This window comes from Rhodobacter sp. TJ_12 (assembly GCF_020023995.1).
In the GTDB taxonomy this organism is placed as follows: Bacteria; Pseudomonadota; Alphaproteobacteria; order Rhodobacterales; family Rhodobacteraceae; genus Rhodobacter.
The window spans coordinates 1-655 of the sequence record NZ_NRRD01000065.1; the positions used below are offsets into that span (position 1 = coordinate 1).

1 protein-coding gene and 1 pseudogene are annotated in these 655 nt (G+C 69.6%); both read right to left on the reverse strand.

What is annotated here, in order from left to right:
- A pseudogene (locus tag CKO11_RS17180) lies at positions 1 to 245 on the reverse strand (phosphomannomutase); the annotation flags it as partial.
- Positions 242 to 655: cupin domain-containing protein (locus CKO11_RS17185; RefSeq protein ID WP_223641528.1), on the reverse strand; the 414-nt coding region annotated here is incomplete at its 5' end. The gene CKO11_RS17185 and the pseudogene CKO11_RS17180, both read right to left, overlap by 4 nt.

Consider the following 655-nt stretch of genomic DNA (forward strand, 5'->3'; position numbering starts at 1 on the left):
GCATACATTTCCTCGGTGCCCGAGAGACCCAGATCCAGCACCCGGCAGCCCTCGTCCCCGAGGCCCTCCGCCACCCGCGCGGCCAGCGCCTCGGACGAGGCGCGGATGTCGCGGCCGAGCACCACCGTCCGCGCGCCGAGCGCCCGGGCGAAGGCCCGCCCGATCCTGTAGGCGATCCCCTCGTCGAGATCGACGCCCAGCCGCCCCCGGATGTCGTAGGCCTTGAAGCAGCCGAGCGCGCTCATCCCCGCGCGCCCTGTCCGCGGGCATAGACATCCTCGTAGCGGATGATGTCGTCCTCGCCGAGATAGGCGCCGGTCTGCACCTCGATCAGCGTCAGCGGCACCTTGCCCGGATTCTCCATCCGGTGGCGCGCGCCGAGCGGGATATAGACCGACTGGTTCTCGGTCACGAGCGTCACCTGATTGTCGATGGTGACCTTCGCAGTGCCCTCCACCACGATCCAGTGCTCGGCCCGGTGGTGATGGCTCTGCAGCGAGAGGGTCGCGCCCGGTGTCACGACGATGCGCTTGACCTGAAAGCGCGGGCCCTTCACGAGGCTTTCGTACCAGCCCCAGGGCCTGTAATCGCGCGGCAGCGTCTCGGCCTGCTCCACGCCCTTGGCCTTCAGGGCCGCCACCGCCCGCTTCACCTC